Source organism: Streptomyces sp. NPDC038135 (assembly GCF_055601245.1).
On record NZ_JBVJXS010000016.1, the window covers coordinates 12,430 to 35,555 of the forward strand.

The 23,126-nt window shown below is 67.8% G+C and carries 15 protein-coding genes and 3 pseudogenes; 17 read left to right on the plus strand and 1 reads right to left on the minus strand.

Annotation, left to right across the window (positions count from 1 at the left end; all coding sequences use genetic code 11):
* Positions 1-745: 745 nt before the first annotated feature.
* The 3 genes and pseudogenes from ACZ7JA_RS35185 (at position 746) to ACZ7JA_RS35195 (ending at position 4,293) form a co-directional block, all read left to right on the plus strand.
* Positions 746-2,464, plus strand: coding sequence for a cutinase family protein (locus tag ACZ7JA_RS35185; protein ID WP_470812441.1), 1,719 nt, complete (start codon positions 746-748; stop codon positions 2,462-2,464).
* 457 nt (positions 2,465-2,921) lie between these two features.
* Positions 2,922-3,131 (plus strand): annotated as a pseudogene (locus ACZ7JA_RS35190) (helicase associated domain-containing protein); the annotation flags it as partial.
* Between the two features lie 322 nt (positions 3,132-3,453).
* The gene (locus ACZ7JA_RS35195) at positions 3,454-4,293 is read left to right on the plus strand and encodes a hypothetical protein (protein ID WP_470812443.1); all 840 of its coding nucleotides are present in this window, start codon (positions 3,454-3,456) and stop codon (positions 4,291-4,293) included.
* A 147-nt stretch (positions 4,294-4,440) separates the two neighbouring features.
* Here the strand turns inward: ACZ7JA_RS35195 and ACZ7JA_RS35200 are convergent, their stop codons facing one another.
* The gene (locus ACZ7JA_RS35200) at positions 4,441-4,755 is read right to left on the minus strand and encodes a hypothetical protein (protein ID WP_470812445.1); all 315 of its coding nucleotides are present in this window, start codon (positions 4,753-4,755) and stop codon (positions 4,441-4,443) included.
* A 245-nt stretch (positions 4,756-5,000) separates the two neighbouring features.
* On the opposite strand from ACZ7JA_RS35200, the pseudogene ACZ7JA_RS35205 reads away from it, so the two are divergent.
* From ACZ7JA_RS35205 to ACZ7JA_RS35270, 14 genes and pseudogenes are all read left to right on the plus strand, one after another.
* Positions 5,001-5,322 (plus strand): annotated as a pseudogene (locus ACZ7JA_RS35205) (transposase family protein); the annotation flags it as partial.
* Between the two features lie 1,006 nt (positions 5,323-6,328).
* Positions 6,329-7,150, plus strand: coding sequence for a hypothetical protein (locus tag ACZ7JA_RS35210; RefSeq protein WP_470812447.1), 822 nt, complete (start codon positions 6,329-6,331; stop codon positions 7,148-7,150).
* A 94-nt stretch (positions 7,151-7,244) separates the two neighbouring features.
* Positions 7,245-8,546 carry a hypothetical protein gene (locus tag ACZ7JA_RS35215; RefSeq protein WP_470812449.1) on the plus strand — a complete coding sequence of 434 codons (1,302 nt, stop codon included), beginning with the start codon at positions 7,245-7,247 and terminating at the stop codon, positions 8,544-8,546.
* 20 nt (positions 8,547-8,566) lie between these two features.
* A complete protein-coding gene (locus ACZ7JA_RS35220; protein WP_470812451.1) occupies positions 8,567-8,971 on the plus strand; it encodes a hypothetical protein in 405 nt (134 codons plus the stop codon).
* A 22-nt stretch (positions 8,972-8,993) separates the two neighbouring features.
* A complete protein-coding gene (locus ACZ7JA_RS35225) occupies positions 8,994-9,245 on the plus strand; it encodes a hypothetical protein (RefSeq protein ID WP_470812453.1) in 252 nt (83 codons plus the stop codon).
* A 783-nt stretch (positions 9,246-10,028) separates the two neighbouring features.
* Positions 10,029-13,055, plus strand: coding sequence for a hypothetical protein (locus ACZ7JA_RS35230; protein ID WP_470812455.1), 3,027 nt, complete (start codon positions 10,029-10,031; stop codon positions 13,053-13,055).
* Positions 13,056-13,062: 7 nt separating this feature from the next.
* Positions 13,063-13,572, plus strand: coding sequence for a hypothetical protein (locus ACZ7JA_RS35235; RefSeq protein WP_470812457.1), 510 nt, complete (start codon positions 13,063-13,065; stop codon positions 13,570-13,572).
* The gene (locus ACZ7JA_RS35240; protein ID WP_470812459.1) at positions 13,569-13,982 is read left to right on the plus strand and encodes a hypothetical protein; all 414 of its coding nucleotides are present in this window, start codon (positions 13,569-13,571) and stop codon (positions 13,980-13,982) included. Before ACZ7JA_RS35235 ends, ACZ7JA_RS35240 begins: the two co-directional genes overlap by 4 nt.
* Positions 13,973-15,829, plus strand: coding sequence for a hypothetical protein (locus ACZ7JA_RS35245; RefSeq protein WP_470812462.1), 1,857 nt, complete (start codon positions 13,973-13,975; stop codon positions 15,827-15,829). Before ACZ7JA_RS35240 ends, ACZ7JA_RS35245 begins: the two co-directional genes overlap by 10 nt.
* Positions 15,830-16,194: 365 nt before the next feature.
* Positions 16,195-16,710, plus strand: a complete 516-nt coding sequence (locus tag ACZ7JA_RS35250; protein ID WP_470812464.1) for a hypothetical protein — start codon at positions 16,195-16,197, stop codon at positions 16,708-16,710.
* Positions 16,703-18,019, plus strand: a complete 1,317-nt coding sequence (locus tag ACZ7JA_RS35255) for a baseplate J/gp47 family protein (protein ID WP_470812466.1) — start codon at positions 16,703-16,705, stop codon at positions 18,017-18,019. Before ACZ7JA_RS35250 ends, ACZ7JA_RS35255 begins: the two co-directional genes overlap by 8 nt.
* Entirely contained in the window at positions 18,016-22,197 is a 4,182-nt protein-coding gene (locus ACZ7JA_RS35260; RefSeq protein WP_470812468.1) for a LamG-like jellyroll fold domain-containing protein, read from the plus strand. The genes ACZ7JA_RS35255 and ACZ7JA_RS35260 overlap by 4 nt, the downstream gene beginning before the upstream one ends.
* The gene (locus ACZ7JA_RS35265; protein WP_470812470.1) at positions 22,194-22,784 is read left to right on the plus strand and encodes a hypothetical protein; all 591 of its coding nucleotides are present in this window, start codon (positions 22,194-22,196) and stop codon (positions 22,782-22,784) included. The genes ACZ7JA_RS35260 and ACZ7JA_RS35265 overlap by 4 nt, the downstream gene beginning before the upstream one ends.
* Positions 22,785-22,799: 15 nt before the next feature.
* Positions 22,800-23,126: pseudogene (locus ACZ7JA_RS35270) on the plus strand (hypothetical protein); the annotation flags it as partial.

The following is a 23,126-nucleotide window of genomic DNA, read 5'->3' on the forward strand; positions in this document are numbered from 1 at the left end:
GGCCGTAGCCGACGGCGGTGATGCCGTACCGACTGGCTGCCTGTGCGGTCAGGAGATCGTTGGCCAGCTGGGCCTGGCCGTGCGCCTTCATTCTGGTGCGGGCGCGCACCGTGGAAAGGTCGCCTTCACCGGAGGATCCCTACACGCGCTGAACGCCGACGCCTTCGACGGCGGCGAACTCAGGAGTCCAAGGCATACGCCGGCACCGGCATCCAAGCCATCCACCCCAACCAGTAACCCTCCACCGCCCCGACCGACAGACCGCAGAAGAGTCCGTGGCGTGTAGCGAGTCCACTCCGGTCGACCGGGCCAGCAGCCGACCTCGTCGGGCCGGTCACCTCCTGTCCCGCCTGGAGCTAACCGGGGGGAGCGGGGCTGGAGCGCCGGGCGGCGGCCGCGCGGTGAGGGGACCCGCCCGTCCGGCTGAGGTCACGTCGCCAACCGGACGAGTCCTGGTGCGCGCGCTCGACTCACTCCTCGACGAACTGGCGACCTCGCGTAATGGACAGTCCCCACCTCGCGGTCACCAGGTGCTCTCACCCGATGCCGCGAAGGCGGCTGAGTGTCCGAATTTCACCTATTTCGAATTCAACGGTTCGTCGGACCGGCGCGCAGCGTCAGCAAGAGCCGCCCACGAGCGGACCGGCCGCCCGACCCGGGGATGCGCTGGTCAAGAGACAAATATAGCGCTACGGCTATTCCCGTGAGCCGGGAATCAACGACATGGATGCGCTGGGAGGCCGCGATGACAAAGCGCGTCATTTCATTGTTCGCCGCCCTTTTCGGCACTGCGTCCTTCATCGCAACGGGTTCCACATCCGGCATAGCGTCCCAGGCTCCGCTATCACCACATCAGGCGTCCGAAAAATGCCCGATGCATTTTATTGGCGTCCACGGAATGGACGAAACAGGCGACGATAGCGAGACAATCAAGGAAACATGGGGCAAATTTCGCAACCTATCCCCTGAGCCTAAACCTGCCAGCTATTTCTCGACCTATAGATCCATACATAAAGATGATCTCAACTCCACTCGGCTGATGGCAGTCACGAAGTGGTCGGGTATCTATAAAGCTTCGACTCTGGAAGGTGCTACAGAGATAGGGCTCGATGTTGCTGATACGCTACGACGCTGCCCATCGACCCATTTCGTCCTAACCGGCTATTCACAAGGAGCGTGGGTAGTCGATGAGTATCTGCGTCAGCCGCACACACCACTCGCCCTAATTGACGGTGTAGCTCTTTACGGAGATCCGCAATGGGATAACGGTACTCAAGGGAAAGGATTAGCCCGGAGGCTCGCAAAGCCGTCACTGTCGGGCAACTATCCAGACCCGCCCAACTATCAAGGACACATCCTAACCCTTTGCGCTAACAAGGACCCAATCTGCGCGGAAGGATACGGCGACCGCGACGTGATAGCGCAACTCATCGACGCGAGCAACTGCAAGAAACCCGAGTGTCCACATCTCGCATATGCCCCCACGGCGACGAATCGGGGTGCCGAGTTCCTCGCTTCCAAGGCGTTCAAGGACAACAACATCGACTGGACCAATCGCTCCTACGAACTTACGTGCGATGATGTTGTCGATAAGCCCGTTCGAGTGGACTTGCGCAATGGTACGGGCACGGTTAGTGAACCTGATATCGGTGGCTATGACCGGTGGGAGGTGGAGGTGCAGCGCGTCGCACAAGGATCCCTTCCTGGGCTTGGTGACGCCACCGGTGTCCTCTTCGCGTGCTCGCCTCAGCCGAGCAACTTCATGATGCAGGAAATGCGGATATACCGCTCAATTGATGGCGTCGAAATAGGGCGAATTCCAAGCCCGTCGGGGGCGAACGGGATGCTCCCTCCAGAATATCAGCCGGAATCCGTCTCGATCGCCAACAACAGGATTACTGCAGACCTAAAATTCTACGGTCCTGGGGATGCCCATGGGAAGCCGTCGATCTTGCGTCACCTGACCTGGAAATGGAACGGCCATAGCTTCGCTAATTCCGAAGTCAACGCCGGCAAGATCGATCTAAGAGGACGACCGGTGACGGTCAACGGCATCGGACCTCTGAAAATCGATATGACTCGAGCACAGGCACAGCATGCGATTGGAGCAGAGATACCAGAGGGCCCGGGCGGCCCAGATTGCAAAGACTTGACAGTGACGGGCGGGCCGGAGGGCTTGCTGCTGCGGTTCGATAACAGTGACCGACTCGTCGCAGTTTCTGTGCACTCCCCCGCATCCATATCCACCGCTTCAGGCATCCACGTGGGCAGTACACGCGAGGAAGTACTGACAACGTACTCGGGGCAAACCCACGAGCCCGATCCAGATCACCTCATATTCACGCCAAGTGGAACACAGTTCCGGGGAAAGGTCATCAACTTCCTGATGGATAGCGACAGGGTTGAGACGTTCATTGCTGGAAAGGAAGCGTTCGTTGATCCCCTGCCTTGCGGAAGTGATTGAAATTCAGGGAGGTAGCCGTTCCCAGGATAGCGGCAACAGAAGCGCTTATCGGAGTTATCGGCCCCGCGACAGGCCCTTCCAGTCTCCACCCCGGACACGCCACGACCCGCGACCGCCTGCACGCCGCCGGCATGACCTGCGCACAGATCGGCCTCCACGAGGAGGGCGACCCGGAGTTCCTCAACGCGCTACTCAAGGAACTCGCCCACGCGTAAGCGCCCGGGAGTCCGAGCCAAGAAGGGCCCGACGCCTCCGGGGGGTGAGGCGTCGGGCCCTTCTGCATGCACTCTACGGCTCAGCCTCGCGGCCGGGCAGTCCGTGCCTTGATCTTGTCCGCTGCTTCAGCCGGTGAGCCACTGCCGTCGGATCTCGTGGGCCAGGTCACGGACGCTCAGCCCTTCGTGCACGCGCCGGGCCAGAGCAGCGGCTTCCTTCGGCTCGACGGTGAGGGTCAGGCCGGGGACTTGCGGCCCTCGCCCAGTGGGTCGAGCGGGAAGGCGCCCGACCTGAACCGCGTGGCCACGCTGAAGAGATTACGGTCGACGGCGAGCCGGAACCGGTGGTCGTGAAGCTGGGTGTGTGGGTCGCGAACACCCGCGCGAGACGGGACAAGCTCACTCAGGAGCAGCTGGAGGCGCTGCGGGAGCTGGGCATGGAGTGGGCGTGACACGCCGCCCGGCCAGTCGTTGGGCTGCGAGGTCAGCGGAGGGTGAGGCCCGAGGACGTGGTGTCCCGGGGCCGCCTGCCGCCGATCGGGGAGGGTAGCGAACGTGCTGTTCAGATCTGTCCATTCGCGCCATGCGCATTGGGAGGGTCTCCCCATGAACATCGTTGAGAACGTCGCGTCCGGCCTCTTCGTCGCACTGGCTGCCTGGGGCGCCCGGTGGGCCCGGCTCGAATGGCGTCGGCGTCGAATCTCCCGCGCTGGACGACGTAACCCCGCTGCCCGCTGATACGACGAATCCACACGGGAGAGGAGCAAGAGCCACATGGGAGTCATCGAACGGCCGGACCTGCCACCCGGTGCTCGCCAAGACCTCAACCAGGAGCTGCACACCCTGCATCGTCGGGCCGGCCTGCCCAGTGTCCGGAAGCTAGCCAAGGAGGTCGCCATGAGCCCCACCGGCGTCCACAACGCGTTCCGCCTGGCCAAGGTGCCCGAACAGCGTCTGACGATGGCCATCGTCGGCCGTCTGACGGTATGGGTCCGCGACTGGGGCTTGGGCATCAGCCGAGAGACCGGCATCGAGAAGACCCTCCGCCAGTTCGAACGGCTATGGCACCAGGCCAAGTACGAAGAGGAGGCACTCGCCAAGCAGGGTGAGCCGCCGCGCATGTCCGAGGCCACCCGAAGGCTCCTGTTCGCGCTCAGCCCGGAGTGCTCGATGTCCCATCCGACCCGGCAGCTCCCGCAGCCCCACGACATCGTCGCCCTTGAAGATCCCGCAGTGACGAAGACCCCGGCGTTCCTCCGTAAGACCGGCTTGCAACCAGACTTCCCCAACCCTTGGCATCTGATCCATCTGTGCCGCGGCTGCCAGCGCCGCCGTGAAGCCGGTGAACTCACCGAATCAGAACTCCGTGCGGCCCGCTTCGCTCTGGACCGGCGCTCGGGCGCGGCCCGGCACTACGCCGCGTACCTCGACCAGATGCTTCTGGGCGCCGAGGGCGTCATCGACATGAACGTCGCCGGGCGGGCACTCGCGATCATCAAGGCCGATCCGGAGATGGCCGCCACCCCGTACGCCCTCAACCACGGGGAAATTGTGATCGACCGCGCCCATGGTTCCCTGCAGTGGGGACACCACCCCTGCGAAGACGATCACTAGCGCACGCGGCCTTCCGGGAGGCCCGTCCCGGAAGGCCGCTGCTCTGCACCGGCACCGCAGAGCTCTCAGGAGGATGCGCTAAGCATTTCCGCAGACGGTCTCGAACCGGTCCGACGTCTCATCGTCGACCTGCCCAACCCAGCACCATCAGAGGCGTGCCAGGACTCGATGCAAATCGTCTCGGTCGAATGCGTGGCCGGATACCAGCAGAGTTCGGGTGTAGGAGTCCAGTGCAGAGATGAGATCTTCCGAGAATCCCGCTACCGCGGGTAGGTCCCAGGCACCGGTGAGCAGGTCGTCGAGGCGGCTGGGGTCAGCCGGCAGGTGGATGTAGATTTCCCACGGTGGGACGCCTTTGAGTCTGGCCCGCTCGGAGCGTGGGAACATCCGGTTTCCCGCTCGCTCCAGGGCCCGCAACACTGCCAGTTCCGATGCCGCTGTCATGTCCAGTGCTGTCGCCATCGCAGTCGGGTCCATTCATTCAGTAATGCCTCAGCAGTGCTCACCTCAGAGCACTGCCGACCTGCCTGATCCCGACCTGACGCTAGGCAGTGAGTTGGGGCGGACGAGCGAGTTGTGCCGGATTTTGACTCGATTGAGTGGGGCAGGCCACGACCGTCCCCGCTTTCGCCGTACCCGCACGGAGACCGTCCGTCGGGTCGCGCAACAGTAGGCGCAACCTCCAGCGCCACGGTCAGGCGCAACCCCGCGCGACACCGGGCCGCACCCACGACCTGACCGCGGCCCGGGCCCACGGCATCGCGGAGGCCTGCCTCACCCGGCAGGCCCTCGTGCTCGCCGACCGCACCCACCAGGGCACTGGTGCCGCCTTCCGCACCCCGTACTAACATCACCGCGAACAGCCAGATCAGTACCAGCAGTTCAACCGTGACCACGCTCGGCTCCCCCCGGCGAACGCGCCTTCGCCCAGCTGAAGTCCTGCCGGTTACTCCGGCGGGCCAGATGCTCCACCGGCCGCATCGGCACATCGTCCGAGCCGTCCACACACTGCTGAACTGCAACTATGCCACCACCGTCCTCGGGAGCTGTACCCGCTGGGCCACCAGGTGCTCGTCCGCACGGCGGGCGATGGCGTCATGACCCGGAACCGCTACGTACCCCGTCGCGAGTTCTCCCCGCCGACGCGGGGGTGCTCCGAACCAGCCCCTGCCGCCCTACTGGCGCCCCAGGTGGCTCGCCGCCACACGCCGCTACATCGACCAGCACCCGCTCCTCAGCGCAATGTGGCGGTCCACTCCCATCGACATCGAAGTCACACTCGACCGGGCAGGATAGCCACACCCCCGGGTCACCTGACCAACCAGACGAAGGAACCGGCAACAGCGCCTCCGGCCGGGGTTGCCGCGCGCGACGCGACACGTCTCGAAGGCGAACGGCACCAAAACCACCCGCTCGTCGATCCCCCCTCACCCACCGATCGATCGTGCGGGGACCCTGGCCGTGTCCCACCGCATCGACAGTCACGGCAAGGACGGAGCCAAAGCAAGGCCCGGCGCCCCGGCCCCTCGCCCGGGCGTAAGCGCGCAGCGCGCGGGACAGTAATGGTCGCCCGTTCAACTAGGCTCGTCAGGCAGCATGCTGAGGTTTCCGCCGCCGTGCCCCACCCTCCGCGCCGTGAGCAACTGTGCAGCGGGCGGCATTGCTTCTCCCTAACCTCGACGAGGAAGGGTGTTTCCTGAACGGGGATTCGGACTGGCGGCGTCACCGCTCGTCCGCTGTGGCCATGGAGTTAGCCCGTGATGCCGGGATGCTTCTCCGCGGATGTGCAGGCCTCACTCGGGCGGCGTAGCGTGAGTGGCACAGGGCTCAATCGGAGCAGGACCTCTCCCTCCGGTTGTCCGAGCCGCTGAGACATCGAGGACTCCCGCTGCGCAACCGCTCCTAGCACTTTGGCAGCGTGAGCCGACTTGCACAGACACGGGTCGTGTCAGCGACGTCCGCGTCAGCAGTGTCCTGGCCTCGCGTTCCGGACCCTGAGAACCGATGTTGCATCTCCAGGCCGCCAGGAGGAGTGATGCGCGGCTTCACCGACCAACTCATGCTCCGCTATGCGAATCACGAGCGAGTGGCGAGCCTTCTGGTACCGCAGGACGATCCCAACCGGAACCGGGTGCGACTCCTTCTGAATGCCGTGTACGAGCCGAGTACCGTGGAAGTCCGGTTCGTGGACTCCGTCGACATCGACGGGACGAGTTTCCAGGTGCCCGTGAGCGCGCCCCTGACGGTTCGCGGCAACTGGGAGAAGCTCCCGCCAGACATGGCGCAGGCGAGGGCCGTGCTGGAGGTCCCGGCGGTAACACCGCCCGACTGGATCGACATGTCCGTGGATGCCGTCGTCACTGCCCGAGTCGCGCTGACGTCCGGCGCCCTCGACACGCTCGCCGATGAGGATGTTTCTGCACTCTCCGAGGAGGAGTTCGTCGCACGGTTCGACTTTTTGGACCTTAAAGAGCTGATGCGCCGAGCCGGGGCCTCCGACTTCGCCGCGCTCCAGGCTCAGTTCCTTCGGCTGTACCGGATGCACTACGCGGACCCTCCCCCCTTCGATCCGGCCGACCCGGGCCGCACCTACCGTCTCCGCGTCTCCGTGTTGTTCATGCCCGAGCTGGACCTCGGTGCCGCGCTGCGCCGGCTGGTCTTGTGCAGGAGGGCGCTGGACGCGGTGCACCCTCGGCCCGACGAGTACGACGGCGGGGCTCTGCTTGCCGCCAGCGCGTGGCTTGCGGTCTTTCCCACCGCTCTGCTCCCGTCTGATACCGCCTCGGGGACCGCGCAGCAGATCTCAGACCTGCTGGCCGCCGAGGGCTTCGTGGCCGCGTTCGAGGAAACCGCATGAGACCTCGTGGCGAAACCGGTGAGCCTCCCGTGACGGGGTGAGGCAACAGGTACGCCGACCGACCGATCGTCACGCAGCACGTAAGGAGCAGTCGATGCCCGTCAAATACATCGACGTCACGCCCGTCAGCAATCTGTTCACGCCCGCCGTCCGGGCATACGGCGACATCGCGATCATCGGCAAAGGAGGCTTCGGCACCTCGCGCGCCGACCACCCCCTCGACTTCACGTCGCCTTCGGCGGCAGCCGCAGCATTTCCGCAAGGAGCCTCCGTCCTGGCAGCCGAAGCAGCGGTCGGCGACACCGCCGCGACCGTCGCGGCCCCGGCCGTCCCTGCGGGGACCATCGTACGCATCGGCTCGGGACGGACCTCGGAGGTCCGCACGGTGACGGAGGCGGTGGCGGACGCGGGCAACTTCAGACTCACGCTCGACACGGCACTGACAAGCAGTCATGTCACGGGTGACAAGGTGACGGAGGAGCGTGACAACGACCTTCTCAGAGCCATCCGCACCGCGTTCCGTCAGGTGCCGCCCCCCACGACGGTCTGGGGCGTGCAAGTCGACTCCGATGAGCCGGGGTGGTCACCGGCCCTCGCGATGGTGGAGAAGTACAACGTTCAGATCGTGCTGCTCGCAAATGTTCCCCTCAATGCGGGCAATGCCGACACCGTCGGCAAACTGGCAAAACACGTGTCGACGGTCGCCGGCGACGGCAAGGAACGCATCGGGGTCGCCATGCTCGACCGTTCCCTGACCGCTGAGGATGCGGTCGGACTGCGCACCGGTGCGGTGCAGAGCGAGCGGATGGTGCTGATAGCCCATCGGTCTCCGGACGATGTGGCCGCGGCCGCCGCCGGGGTCATCGCCGGCTACCCGCCGCACATCTCGATGCTGCTCAAGCCGATCAGTATTGAGATGACCACGATGTTCGACGACAGCGAGATCAGCCAGTACAACGACAACGGCATCAACTGGATCACGAGTCCAGCTCTGCTTCCCGGCCGTGCCCTCTATCTGGGCGAGGGCTACACCGCCGACGCCAGTCACAACAAGAAGTACATCGACGTCGTCCGAACCCTCGACGACATCAACTTCCGTATCAAGGCAGCACTGATCCAGGCCATCGGCAATCTGCGGATCAGCCGGGTTGGCCTGCGTTCCGTCGTAACGCTGGTGGAATCGGTGCTCACGCCCGTCAGGTCGCAAGGAGTGATCGACGAGTTCAGCGTCCAGATCGATCTGCTGACGCTCTTCGATAAGGACCCGGCACAGCTGTCCGCCGCAGAGGAGGAGCAGCTGAAGACCGCCCGCAGCACACGCCAGGTCGACATGACGATCGCAGTCGTCTACGCAGGTGCCATCCATCGGCTCAAGATCGACCTGGTTTTCACCTGAGCGAGAGAGGTTGAGACGACATGCCGGACGGCCTTAAGTGGGACACCAGGCTGACGGTGATGCTGGACGGCGCTCCGGTGACACCGATCGACTCCTTCAACCCGACCTTCAACGTTCCAGTCCAGCCGCTGCATTCGTTGGAGGCCGACAATGTGGCCTTCGTCGTCCAGCCGGAGGCCTTCACCTTCACCATGGCGGTCAAGGCGATCGGGCCGGTCGTGGCAAAGCTGACCACGATGGCGCTGGAACACACCGGTTTCAGCATCGGCGTGCAGGAGGCGAAAGGAACGGACTGGACGTTCAAGACGATCGCTTTCCACGACTGCTACGTCACGTCTGTCGCCAGCACCATCGTCATCGACGGGGTCCCCACCACCACTTTCAACTGCATCTGCCTGCAGGCCGCCCCGACCGGCGCGGCCTGATCGGCGAACGGAGAATCCGAGGGTGGACGAGAACCTGAACGGAACCCCGGAACAAGACGCCACCCAGGCCGTCGAGCGTCCCGGGCCGGACGAAGTGGACGCGGGAGACCTGGAGGTGCCGGTGCCCGGCTCGGCGGCGCCGCCAGCCGCCCTTCCTGGGACGGAGGTGCGCTATGTCTTCCCGATCCATGTGACGGTGGCGGACGGCGCGACCGGGGTGAGCTCGGACGTCATCACCAGTATCTGGAACGCCTTGTACCGGGCACTGAGTTGACCCCGGGCCCGAGTGAGGAAGGTGGATCGCATGGCGCGGATCACGTGCGAGTTCCCGATTACCGTGACGATCACGGGCGACCCGTCGGTCGCCGGGCTGGCTGACCTCGGCCGGGCGGTCGAGGAGGCACTCGCCGTGCGGTTCCGCGCCATGAACGCTGTGCACGTCGGCGCACGGCCGAGGATCCGGCCGCAGCTGCCAGAGTCCATCGTCCTCGACCCCGGACCAACACAGCCAACGCCGGAGCTGGCCCGCGATCTGGAACGGGTGCTACTTCGCGCGGTGGCGCGGGCGGTGGCCCGACTGGGGACGGACGCGCTGCGGGCTCCGGACGGTTCGCCGGTCGAGGCGAGCTCGCTCCCGGCCGGCGCTTCGAGCGCGCCGGCCGCCGTGCCCGGCGGTGGCCCCCTGGTCGCGTTCGGTCTGTCGGAGGATGCAGCGGAAGCCGCCACCACGTCTCCCAAGGCCCCGGCTCTACCCGTCGTGCTACGGTCGTCGGCCGACACACCGCCCCGCTCCGACCTACGGCGCCCGACCGCGGGCCTGGGACCACCGCTGTCGGAGGATGCAGCGGAAGCCGCCACCACGTCTCCCAAGGCCCCGGCTCTACCCGTCGTGCTACGGTCGTCGGCCGACACACCGCCCCGCTCCGACCTACGGCGCCCGACCGCGGGCCTGGGACCGCCCCCCACGCGGCGCCATACACGGGCCACTCGGACCTCCTCGGCCCCGCCCACGCGTGGAGACATCCGACAGCCGTTCCGGGTGCAGGTGAGCCGGGCCATGGAACCACCCGAGCTGTTGCGCGAGTTCGTCCGCCAGTACTACCAGGCGACAAGCGAGGCGGAAGTCGACCGGCGGATGCTCTGGTGGCACTGGACCAGCGAACGATCGGTGTCAGCCGAGGAGGTCGGACGGCCCGGCTACCCCGGTTACGTGGTGCTGTACATCAACGATGTCACCCAGGCCGCGATCGAGGCCCTGCCCGAGGCCGAGCAAGAGCAGATAAACGCCGAGGCGGACGCACGCTTCTGGCGTGAGAGCCGACTGCCACCGGGGACAAAGCTCGGAACCGGACCAGATGACGCGGCCCGGCGCGCCCGCTGGCGCGGGCTGCGGGCCGACGCCGCCGCCGAGCACTTGATGCGGCGCACGCTCGCGGCCCTGCCCGAGGACATCAGGCGGATCGTCTTCGCCGGAGACCGGTCGCTGGATCCCGCGGACCTTGAGACCGTGCTGCGGCTCGTACGAAAAGTCAGTGAGCTCACGCCGGCCCAACGCAGCGACTACCTAAGCAAGGTCGCCGCGGAGGCGACGAGCTCTGCCGAACTGGACGCCTCGATCGACCGGTATCTGCTGGCCGAACAGGAGCGTGAGGTCGGGGCCGCACGGACCGAGGCCGCAGCCGCCTCGCTGTTCTTGTGCGAGGACCTCTACCAACTGTGGCAAGCTACAGGCCTGGCCAGAGAGCGGGTAGCCCGTGCCGGCCGCTCCCTCGGTCCCCGCCAATTGGACGAACTGAGTTACGCGGCCGCCCGCTTCGACGCGGCCCTCAAGAGGCACGGATTCGCCGATGAACAGGCGCTCCGCGACGCGATTGAGGCCTACCGGCTGCGGTTCCGAGCCGAGGCGGTCATGCTCGGACTGGACCTCCTGGCGCGCTACGACCACCTGCTGTACGAGGAACGGCGCAAGCTGCAGACCCCCGGCTACGTCGAGACGATGGTCGCCCGCATCGCCAGTACGACCGCACGCGCCGACCTGGAGGCCGCCGCCCGGAAGGAGGAGGCCGCCCCGAAGGCGTTCCTCGCAAGCGGCGATCCCGAGGCGGCGACCCGATACCTGGCCGAAGCCGACGCCCTCCGCGCCGCCGCCGGCCGGGCCGTAGTGGCCGGAGCCGCTGGCGACCCGCTCGTTGATCCGGAAAAGCTGGGTCGGGGCACCGATGTGGCGCGACTCGCCCTGCTCGACGCATCGGCCGCCCGAACGTACCTGCTTGGTTTGGTCGAGGAGCGGCAGGCCGACACAGCCAAGGTCCGGCAGGAGTTCGCGGAGGACGCCGAGCGCGTCTTCAGCCTGCCGAAGCTGGTGGAGGCGACAAAGCGCAACCAGGGCGTAGGTAACGAGACGATCTATGCGTGGATCGTCGACGACCACGTCAGGGCCGTGCGCGAAGCCCATATGTTTTCCGAGTTGGCCCAAGGCCTCCTCGCCCTCCTCCTCGCCGCCCTTGTTCCTTTCGGCGGATGGGTGGCTGCGGGCGCCTTGATCGCGGGCTCCGGACTCGCCGTCTACCAGGCGTCGGAGGCTATCGCGGAGTACCAGCGGGCGTTCGCCGAGCACCGACTGTCGTTCATCAAGGACGAACCGTCGCTGTTCTGGGTCGTTGTCGCCGTGGCGGGGGCGGCCCTGGACCTCGGCATGACGGCGGTCCAGCTGCTGAAAGGCGCGGCCAAGGGCCTCGCGTTGCTCGAGAAACCGCTGCGCGAGTTCTCCACCGCTGCCGAGGCCGAGAGCGCCACGGTCCGGTACCAGACGCTCATCGCGAAAATCGATGAGGTTGAGGGGCTGCAACCCAAGCTCCGGGAGGCACTTAAGTCGCACGCGGCGGCCGAGCTGGGCCTCCGGCGCGTGATCGGCGAGTACGCGGGCCGGCTCAACGTGAGTTTCATGGTCGACCCGGCCGGGCCCTTGAAAGGCATGTACTACGCGGTCAGGAAGGGCGTGAGCACCCTCGAAATGCTGCGCACGGATGCCCGGATGATGAAGCTCCTGGGCGACGTGACCAAGCTGACCGGCGTCGAACGGGCCGAGCTCACGGCGGCGTTCAAGCAAGTGAAGCGAATCGTCCAGGTCGGCCAGCAGAGCGGCATGGACGAGGCCATGGTGCTGCGGTACATCGACCGGCTCGCCGTGGAACGGTCGGGCGGCGCGGGCGCATTCGAAGCGCTGCTGGCCGACATGCGGGCCTGGCGGCCGCCAACCAAGGCCGAGGCCGAACTCGCAGAGGCGAGCAATCAGTGGGTGTCCTTGATTCGGCAGAGGGACAAGGTGATGGCCGAGCTCAGGGCCCGGCCGAAGACGCCGAGCGGGGCCAGGGACACGGAACGGATCGCCGAGCTGCGCGCTGAACTCGCCGAGCTGGAGGGCAGGACTACACGGACCGGTGAGTCGCTGGCCGAGGGCGCCATTGCGCGGGCGGAGCAGCGGCTGCGTGAGGCCGAGCGGCTTGCCGTGGCCGCGCGGGTCAGGCCGGCCGCACGGATGCGGCAGGTCTTCAACTTGTCGAAGGAACGCGAAAAGGTGGCCATCAGTGCCAAGGTCGACCAGGTCGGCGCGCTGCGCAGGTCCTCCGGTGCACTGGAGGTCGACCACATCGTCTCGCTGGAGCGCATAACCCAGATGGACGGCTTCGATCTGCTCACGGCCGTTGAGCGCAACAAGCTGGCCGTCAGGGAGGACAACCTCGTCCTCATGGACGCGGCCGCGAACGCGTCCAAGGGCGAGCGGAGCTGGGCGGCGTGGACGAAGGCCCCGAACTACTACACCGAGGCTGCGGACATCGCGCGGTGGCGGGCCCGCGACGCGGAGCTGACGGCCCGCATCCAGGAATGGATCCGCACGACGGTTCGGGGCCGGCGGCCACGGCACGCAGCCGTCGGGCCGAGGATCGCCATGCCTGAGCCGGGGGTTCGCCTCGCCGAGCCCCATCCGTTGCCCGCCGCGCAGAGCGAGCCCCTGACAGTCGAGCCCCCAGTGGAGGAGGCCCCGAAGAAGCGGCTCCGCGCCCCGAGGGAACCGGAGAGGTAGGCCCGTCATGGTCGCCGGCGTAAATGTCCCCGTCCTGATCGGGGCCGTCCCACTGTTCACAGTTACCAGCCTGACCCTCAACGAGGGCTACCAGGTGGCCCGGATCTCCGGCAGCCGGCTGGCGCAACTGGTCTCGCCTACCGCCCGGACGATCTCGGTGGAGGCCGTTTTGGTCGGTCGCACCCGGCTGCTGTTCAAGAAGGGTCTGGAGGCGATGGCACTGACCTCGCCTGCGCTCGCCCCGGCCGTCGCGCCCGCAATGAACCTGGCCGGGCTGCCGGTCGTCTGCGGGATGACCGTCAGCCTGGATATGCAGATCACCAGCCTGCGCTTTACCCAGTCCAACCAGAAGCGCGACGCGATCGACGTCGCCGTCACCCTGGAGCAGGTCCCCCGCTCAAGCATCACTGCCGTCCTGGGCGAGGCGCTCGACCTGGCCCTGGCCGCCGGGGTCGCCGCCGTGCCGAGCGTGAGCGACATGGTGCCGGTCCAGCGGCAGATGGGAGGCACGGCATGACCAGCCCCGCCGCCCTGGACTTCCGCCGGCTCCCGGTCGAGCCTGACGAAGGCCTGCCGCAGGCCTTCGGCTGCCTGATCGGCGCCACCGCCTACGAATTCGGCCTCTACGCCTCTCTCGATCCGCCCGGGGCGGACCCGCCGGAGAGGCTCTACGACCTCGCCGCGCCCGCCCCGAGCGCCACTCCTGCCTCACCACCTGGCTATCTGGTGCTGCGCGTGGTGCGGCGGGGGCCGCACGTCCCCCGGACGGTGTTCCTGCGCAAGCTCGTCGCAGAACCCGAACTCGTCCACTACGCGGGAGAGGTGGCGATCCGGCTGGTCACCGCGAAGGTCGCCCGGGGTAACCTCAACGGGCGCGGGCACTTCGGCACCGAGATCGTGATCGGGGTGGCGCAGCGATGGGCGTGATCCTCTGGTATCAGCTGGCGTTCCCGACGCTCGGCCTCACGGTGTCCAGCGATGTCTCAGGCGGCACCATCCTGAGCAACGCCAAGATCACCGTGAGCTACGCCCTCGGCCAGCTCGGCGCGTTCACGGTCGATTTGACCGCCCTGCCGACGCCCACCCACCGCCAGTTGGCCGGGGCGCTCAGCGGCAAGCGCGGCGATCCCGCAGGTGCCCTACCGGTCGTGATCACGCTCGGGTACCTGGAGTCTCCGGGCTCGCGCAAGGTGGTCCTGCAGGGCCGGGTGAACGGACTGGCCGTCCCCCGCGACCTACCGCCGCCCGGCGTGCGGCTCACCGGTTACGAGGAGGCTTCGTTCCAGCTGCTCAGCACCACGGACGTCGGTGGCGGCACCAGCGCGTCCGGGCTCGCCCACTTCGCCCGACAGGACGTCAGCCCGGCGGAGGCGGCCCAGGCAATCGTTCAGCAAGCCGGTGCCACGCTCGTCAAGGGCGCGACACCCAACTCGGCCCGGCAGAACATCAACCTGGACGGGCCGAACGCCTTCGCGCTGCTGGCACAGCTGGCCGAGCGGCACGGCGCCGAACTGCTGGTCCAGGACGGCACCGTGCAGTTCGGCACCGTCGTCACCCACCCGCCGGTCGGCCCGCTTCAGGCGCCGCCCAACCCGGCGGCCGTACTGGCACTGCTCACCGGCGAGGACACGCTGTTCGTACGGGCCGGCGGGACGTCGGCCCGGCTGGCGGCGTTCGAACCGCTCCAGGCCACCACCGCAGGCCGGTACCGGGTCATCGACGACCTCCCGGAGAGCACCTCAGTTGCCGCCTTCGACTTCACCGTCCTCGGCCTGCCAGAACTGCGGGCCGGCCAACTGGTCGCGGCGAGCGTGGACGGCTACCAGAACCCGCTCCAGGGCTACCGGATCATCCAGCTCACCCACGCGTTCTCCCCGCGCGACGGCTACGTCTGCACCGGCCGCGCGGCCGTGTTCTCGAAGGATGGCAACAACCGGAAGAACACCGAGACGGCCCGCGAGGGCAGCCCGACCGCGATCGCCGACGCCATCGCGGGCCGGATCCGTGACGCCCGTACCGCCTCCCCCTCGGTCGATGTCGGCCAGGTGACCGCGGCCAAGACCGACCGTCGGATGGCCGACCTCAGGTACGGGCAGGGTGCGGCCCCAAGGGCCGTCGCCCCGAGCGTCGACCTGCCGGTAGACGGCGGCGGGCCGGTGCTGCCCGACAAGCCGCTCGCCGCACCCTTCGCCTGGCACGGCGTGGGCCTTTCGGTGCCGCTCTACCCCGGCATGCGGGCGCTGCTCAACGATGTCCGCGGGGCGCGGGAAGACTCGGTGGTTACCGGATTCCTCTGGACCAACGACCCCGCGATGGACCGGCCCAAGGCCAAGGAGGGCGACTGGTGGCTCTGCCTGCCCACCGGTCTGACGCCCGGGCCGGACCCGCGTCCGCAGGGCAAGGGCGCCAACGACCTCACCGCCAAGGACGGCCGCCGTGTGGTCGAGGCGGTCGGCCTAAAACTAGCCGTCGGCACTTCCGCCTGCACGGACGTCGGCGCCCGGCCCGTAGAGGGCCAGGCAGAGGAGTTCCAGCTGACCCACTCCTCCGGCACCCAGGTGCGGATAGATGCGAGCGGCAACGTCACGGTCGGTGCGGGGACCGGCGCCAAGGCGACGGTGTCCGCAGGGAAGGCCACAGTGACGCTGGCCGACAACGAGGTGGACCTGAACGTCGGGCCGACGGCCTCGGTGACCGTGGCGGACGGCAAGGTGGCCGTCAGCGCGGGCGGGGCGAGCTTGACGGTCCAAGAGGGAAAGGTGGCGATCAGGTGATGCCGTTCGTCCTCGTCGCGGGCGCGACAATCCAGTGCATGCATGGCGGGCAGGGCCGACTCCTTGGCCCGGGCAGCCCGAACCTGACTGTCTCCGGCCAGGGCGTCCTCGCCCAGGGCACGGAGGCGCCGGTCAGCTTCGCACCCGGCGCCCCTGGAGTGCTTGTGCCGTGCTCAGCCACCACACCGGCCGGCCCCGCGCCCTGCACCACCACGCCTACCCTGCCCGCGGGCCTTACCACCAAGCTCACCGTCGGTGGGTGGCCAGTCCTGCTCGCCACCGCGACAGGCACCACCGCTAGCGCCGCCGGCGCGGGCACTTGGAAGGTCGCCGACCCCGGCCAGCACGTCCTGGAGGCGGTCTGAATGACCTTCCCCGGCCTCGCCTTCCCCCTGCCGGGCGTCCCCGCCGAAGCCCGTGCCGGTGCGCCGAGCCTCGGCCGCGGCCTCGCACTTGACGACGGCGACCTGCTCATCAACCCGTACACCGGCGGCCCGGCCGAGAACGAGGGCCGTGATGCTCTCGCTCAGGCCCTGGTGCTGGCTATCGAGACCCAGCGGGGCAGCGATTCCCTCAACACCGGATTCGGCTTCGACCGCCTCGTTCTGGGCCGCTACGCACTCAGTGTCCACGCGCGCAAGGAATACATCCGCATGGAACTCGTCCGCTGCCTCAGCGCGGACCGTCGTGTCACCGACGTCCGTGAGGTCTTCTTCGACGATGACCGCCGCTTCCTCGAACTCCGTCCGGACCTCGACAGCGCCGCCCAGACGCGGATGGCCGCAGCGACCCGGGATGCTCGCACATACACCGTCGTCGCCGTCGTCGAGACCGTGGATGGCGACACGCTAACACTCCAGTCAGGGGGACACCTTGAATGACGACCAGTTCGGTGTGACCGACGACGGCTTCGTGATCAAGGGGATCGATCGTATCGTCGCCGACCAGCAGGCCCGCGCACGAGCCATGTTTGGTGCCGACGTCGACCTCACCTCGGGCAGTGCCCTGCGCAAGGTGCTGGACGCGGCAGCCGTCCACGTCCACGAGTTGTGGCGGAGCTTGGAGAAGCAGTACTACGCCAACTTCGCCACCACGGCACAAGGGGCTGCCCTGGACCTGCTCGGCACGGACCTGGGTGTGGAGCGGCGCCATCTGCCCGCCGAGGGTGAGATCACCCTGACGCTCACCGGGGCGGATCCCGAGCGCCGTTTCGTCCTGCCGGAGGGCACCGTCGTGGAGACCGTCGAGCCGCCCAGGACCAGGCTGCGCACGACGGCATCGGTCCGGCTGTCGGCCGGCTCACCACCGGTCGCGGTGGGTGTCCAGACCGTCGAGCGGGGACGCGGGGGCAACCTCGAGGCGGGGCGTCCCCTGCGGCTGGAGCCCACATGGGCGCGGGTGCACCTGAATCTGGCGGCAGCGACCGTCACCATCGCCGACCCTCACCCCATCGACGGCGGCGAACTGCTGGAACCCGACGACGAGTACCGCGCCCGATTGCTCGGCATCCCTCGCACGCTGTGGACACAGGAGGCCGTCCTCGCACAGGTGCTGGACGTTCCCGGTGTGCGGGACGCGGCGATCTTCGATCCGCTCGGCGGCGTGGATGCCTCCCGCAGCCACTTCAACACCTACCGCTTCGGGCAGCGCGTCTTCTCCGCACAACGACAGACCGGATCTCCCTACTACTTCGACGTGATTGTGGCGGTCGAGCCCGGTTGGCCCTGGAGCGAGGCGGATGGTGAGCCGCCGTTCGTCCGCGACACCGTCCAGGACATGGTCAGGCAGTGGCGGCCGGTGTCGGTCTTTCCCAACATCAAGCCGGCCGACCAGGTCGATATCGGCATCCGGGCCACCCTGGTGATACAGCCGGGCCACGACCCCGACGCCATCAAGGGCGACATCCTCACAGCTGTTCACGCCGCGGTGAACCGGCTGCACCTCGGCGGCGGGGTACTCCACTCCGACATCGTGCTGGCAGCGCGGGCGACCGCGGGCGTCGTCGACGTTCAAAACCTTCGGCTGCGTCGCTGTGCCCCGGCCTTCGGCCACGACGTCGGCTTCTCCGGAGCCGTGTTCGGTGACGCGCAGGAGCTCTCGCAGGGCGAGAACCTGCTCCTCGCGCCGCGTGAGATCGCCCGATTTTCCCTCGACAGTCCACTCATCGACATCAAGGTGTCGCCCGGATGACCACCGACATGTTCCAGATTCTGTGCCAGGGCCTCACAGCGGCCTACGACCGGGGCATGGAGCGGATGACCCTGCGCCTGTTCTCCCACACAGACGGAACCCTGCACACCGAGTACGGCTTTCAGACGTACCTCGACCGTCACGGGCGGTTGCCTGACTCGCCGCGCTATGTGCTCGCGCCTCAGCGGGCGAGCGGCGAACCGTGCGTAGTACGTGTCTGGTTCACCCGTGGGCCCGGTGCCGGTGAGGAATTCGTCGACGTGGTGGTTCCCGCCGGATGGCCGGCCGGTCACGGGCTGGCCGTCGAGCTGCCCGGCCGTGCGGCAGAACGGACGCATCAGCTGCGGCTGACCCGGGTCCAGCCGCTTGGTGCCGCCTCGCAGTCGGCACAGGACTGGCAGGTCACCGCTCTGCTCGGAAACCTTGCCAAGCTCCTGTGGACGATCGGCCGTGACTATGACGAACTTGCCTGGCGAACCGAGGAGGTGGCCGCCCAGCGCCACGTGCACAGCGCCAAGGGGGCCAGCCTGGATCTGATCGGTCAGGACCTCGGCGCGCCCCGCTTCCCGCCCAGGCCGCACACCTGGGACGAGCAGACCATCGCGCTGTATCACCTCAACGACCGCCCACCCACGGTGACGCAAGCGGAGGAGGAACCCGAGGTGCGGGAAGTCCGGGAGGAGGGCGCGGCGTTCGGTGCCGGCGGTCATCCGGGGATCAACGCCGGTGCCCGAAGCGGCCGCACCGGCCGGTTCTCGTCGGCCTTCGAGTTCAGCGGCTCCGCCGGCATCACGGTGGAGGACAGCCCGGACTTCGCGGTGGGACCCGATGCTTCGCTCACGATCGAGGCAGTGGTGCGGCCAGACCGCGGCACGTCCCAGCTCGGGGCGATCATCGCCAAGAGGGCGGTGCTCAGCCTTGCTGCCGCTCCCGGCTGGTCGTTGACCGTCGGCGGTTTCCACGGGGTCAAGCGGAACCTGCGTCTGTCGGTCTCCGACGGAGCCACCGAGGTGGAGCTCTTCGCCGATCGGGACTTGGGGGACGGGGCGTTCCACCATGTGGCCGCAGTGGTGGAACGACGACACGAGACCACTGACCAGCCTGCGACTCCGCACGAGCCATCGACCGTGGTGCGGCTCTACGTCGACGGTAAGAATGTGTCACGCCGCCGGGTCGACCGGTTGGGCGCTCTGTCCAACAACGAGCCGATGATGTTCGGCCTCGGCCGGGAATCGCCGGACGCGGCGGCGGCCGACGCGCAGTACGCCGGTCTGCTGCAAGAGGTACGGATCTCACGGACGGCCCGGACCTCATTCGAGCCGGTGACCGGGGAAAGCGACGGTCACTACCGGATCCGCCTGGGTCTGTTCCAGCGGTGGTTGGTGCCCACATCGGAAGCACTCCAGCAGGCACTCGACGCGGCGGCCCCGGTCGAGATCGACGAAGCGGCGGACCGACCGGCGGTCGGTCTCCTCGGCCTGCGGGTGCTGCCGGCCCGCCTCTGCCTGGGCCAGAACATCGCCGCCGACGGCGACCAGCGCATATCCGAGGCGGAAGCCGTCGGCTCGCCGGAGGACGAACCCGACTTCGACCCGAGCTGGCTCGGCCGCCATGACGACAGACCAGGTCGCCTCGACTTCGCTGCGGGCGAGGACACCAGACTGATGCAACTCTGTGTCCGGCTCCCGTTCGAGGCACTGCTGGATCGGATTGATGACAGGCCGGGCACGCTCACTGTGGTCCGCGCATATGACGGGGCGGCCGACGACCTGCACCGTGTCGGACGGGCCCTGCTCCTACGTCACGACACGCTGACAGCGGACGAACTCGGTGTGCACGCCCACGCCGCGGGTTTCGGCTGGGTCCAGCACACCCTCGACGGGCTCGTGCGTGCCGTCGCAGCGCCCGGACCGGCCTTCCGCATAATCCTCGAAACGCCGCACGAACACATACGTGTTGCTGAGGACGTGACCATCAGCCTGGACCCGGACCCCGGTCGGCTGCCCGGGGCCGAGGTCCGCTGGTCGGTGACCCGGTGCGGTCCAGGCAACGCCACGGTGAGTCGGTCGGGCGAGGACGCTCACCTAGACCACCGTGGCGGCCATCGGCTCCCAGGAGGCTGGGACTCGACCGAGGCGCACGGCGTTCCGGCCGTCCTGCATGCCGCAGCCGCTGGGGAGATGACGATTCAGGCCGAGGTCACCCACGCGGGCCACACCCGCAGCTGCAGCCGCGCCCTGCGGATCGGTCTCGCCGAGGGCGGGCTGCCGAGCGGCGAGTCCGTAAGCGGCACCGGCATGCTCGGCGTCACCCAGACTGAGGCCGCAGGACCGCGTACCGACGGCTTCAGAGAAAGTCACCTGCTCGTGCGTACCGACGACTTGCTCGGCACACATACCGGCATCGACTACGGCACCGAACTAAACAACCGGCGGATGCAGCACGTCACAGCCGTCGCCTTGGACCGGCTGCTGATCCAGCTGTCCGACCAGTCGGGCACGCTGACGGTGCTCAAGGCCTACGATCCTTCGGCTCCCGGCCTGCATGGCCAGGGCCGCGCCCTGACGCTACGTCATTCGGTCTTGTCTAGCGGCGAGTTGTCCGCTCGGGCCTTCGACACCGGGGTGGACTTCGTCCAGGTCGCCCCCACGGGCCCGCAACCGGAGGCCAATGCTGTGGAGATCGCGGTGGCCCAGGGCGAGCAGATCGAGGTGAGCGGACCGACGGAACTGCGCGTCGACGAGATCGCCGCCGTCGGCGCCACACCGCGCGTTGCACCCGAGGACGCCTGCTTCGCCCCCGACGGCACCCGCGTCTACCTCTCCGACCCGGGAAGCCACCGGGTCATATCCCTCGCCGCGGCAGCATCTTCCCCCGAGGACTTCCCCCGGCTGACCCTCACCTCTTCACGACCGACGCTGCCGTTCCCCGGCCCTCTCGCATTCGTCGGCGGCCGGCTCTACACGGCGCACCGGCTCTCCAACGCGGTTTCAGTACTCGATCCCGACACCCTGGAACCTGCGGCGGCCGCGCTGGCGGGTCCGCGGCCCGTTGCCCTGGGCACGGACGGCAGCCAACTCCTCGTCGCCTACGCCGGGGACAGCACCCTCCGTGCGTACGACCCGGCGGGGCAGGAGCCGACCGGCAGCCTGACGCTTCCGGGTGTGCCGCGAGGCATCGCGGCAAGCACCGAGAACCCCCGTCTGGCCGTCCTGCTCGACGGCGGCCGGTTCTGCCGCGTGGCCCGAGACGGCCTGGATCTTCAGGGCGACGTCGTCGGCACCGGTCCTGACACCGAAGCCGTGACCGCCGCTTTCGAAGCGGACGGGACCAAGCTGTACATCGCCCTGCTGACCCGAACGGCCGACGGCGAGACCGGATCCATCCAGGTCTACACGTCCGAGTCAACAACACCCGTCGCCGTCATCGACGGCTTCCCGGCCGGCGCAGTACCCCTGGCGCTGTGCTCCGCTCCGAACGGCGACCACCTGTACGTGACTACTGCCGGATCCGCCACGACCGCCGGGCGGGTATACGTGATCGACACCGCCATCGACGTGCTGCTACCCCAGGCGCTGACGCCCGGCGGTGACTGCCGCGCGGTGGCGGCCGCCCCGGGCGGCGCCCCATATCGCCCGTGCCTGATTGCCGCACCCGAGAGCAAGGCTTCTGTACTGATCGCCGACCCGACTCCGCTGGGCCGGACGCCACCGCAGCCACCGCAGTCGCTCTCCCGTCTGCCCCTCGGCGCGGGCGGGGGCGAGGAGCTCACCTGGTCTCTGCCCCCATCCGGGCGCGGCCAGGTGGAGTCCGTGTCGCTGGACAGCCCGGTCAACCAAGTGAAGGGCCGCGCGCCCGGTGCCGCCACGATCCGGGCCGACTACCTGCCGAGCGGCGAGTTGTGGCCCTATCAGTGCGAAGTCCGGCTCCGCCAAGACCTCGACGCTGCCGATGCCTCAATAAGTAAGGACAGCTACGACCTGGTACTGAACATTCTTAACTGGTTCCACCCCGTGGGGGTGGAGTTCCGCACGGACCGGCTCCGCGAGCATGTGCGCGAGCTGTCCGGCGAACCGGCCGACAGCGACCTGCTTCCCGCGTACACGTTCCCGACCTACCACAGGACCGACCGGATCACCCCTCGGTTCCCGCGACCCGACAAGGACGGTGCACCGTGATTCCCCTCTACGTCCCGGCCTTCTCCCACACCGACTGGATTGACAACGAGTCCCGCGTCCAGGCGGGCGGGGAGAACGGGTTCAACATCAGATTCCACAACCTGGAGGCCGAGTTCGCGGCCGTCGCCACCCATCTCAATCTCGTGATCAACGCGATGTCGAAGGCCGAGACGTGTTTGTCCCTCGTACCAATCATGGCGCCCAGCCAACCCGTCACCCCGGCGGCGCCGACGCACTGGGAGATGGTGAACGACTTTGCGCAGAAGCCGGCGGCTGCCACGGAGGCCCACGGCATCATGAACGTCGTTCTGCCGCACGGCGTGGAGATCAAGTCCCTGACGATGACCGGCAGCCGTCAACCGGAGGACGGTGTGATGCCGACGGCCTTTCTGCGCCGACGCGTCGTGTCGGGCACGGAGGGTGCGGAGGAGATCGTCAAGGTCAACTCCTTCAACGCACCGGCTGTCCCGCCCCAGCAGTCGACAGTGAACAACCAAACCCACCGGCACTTCCTCCAAGTGGACCTCCCAACGGTGCCAGCTGGGCACACGGTCAAGCTCTTTTGCTTTCAGATCACTTACCAGTAGCCAGCGAAGGCAGGAATGATGTCACCGATCGGCCCTCCTCAAGCGCAGGAACAGCCCAGCGGTTTTGACCCTGGACAGCAGAATCCGCCCATCAAGTTCGGTGTCTGGGGGGATAGCGCGGCCGGCTCGGGTGTGGTGGGCAGCAGCGGGCGCCCCGGCAACAGCGGCCCGAACGGCGAGGTGTCGGGCGGGGCGGGCGTTCTGGGTGTCAACGACGAGAACCAGGGCGTCGGGGTCCACGGCTCCGCGGAATCGGGCACCGGCCTATGGGGCACCAGCACCAGCGGTACGGGGGTGCGTGCCCTCAGTCCGGCGGGCGTCGGGATCCGCGCCACTGGAGAG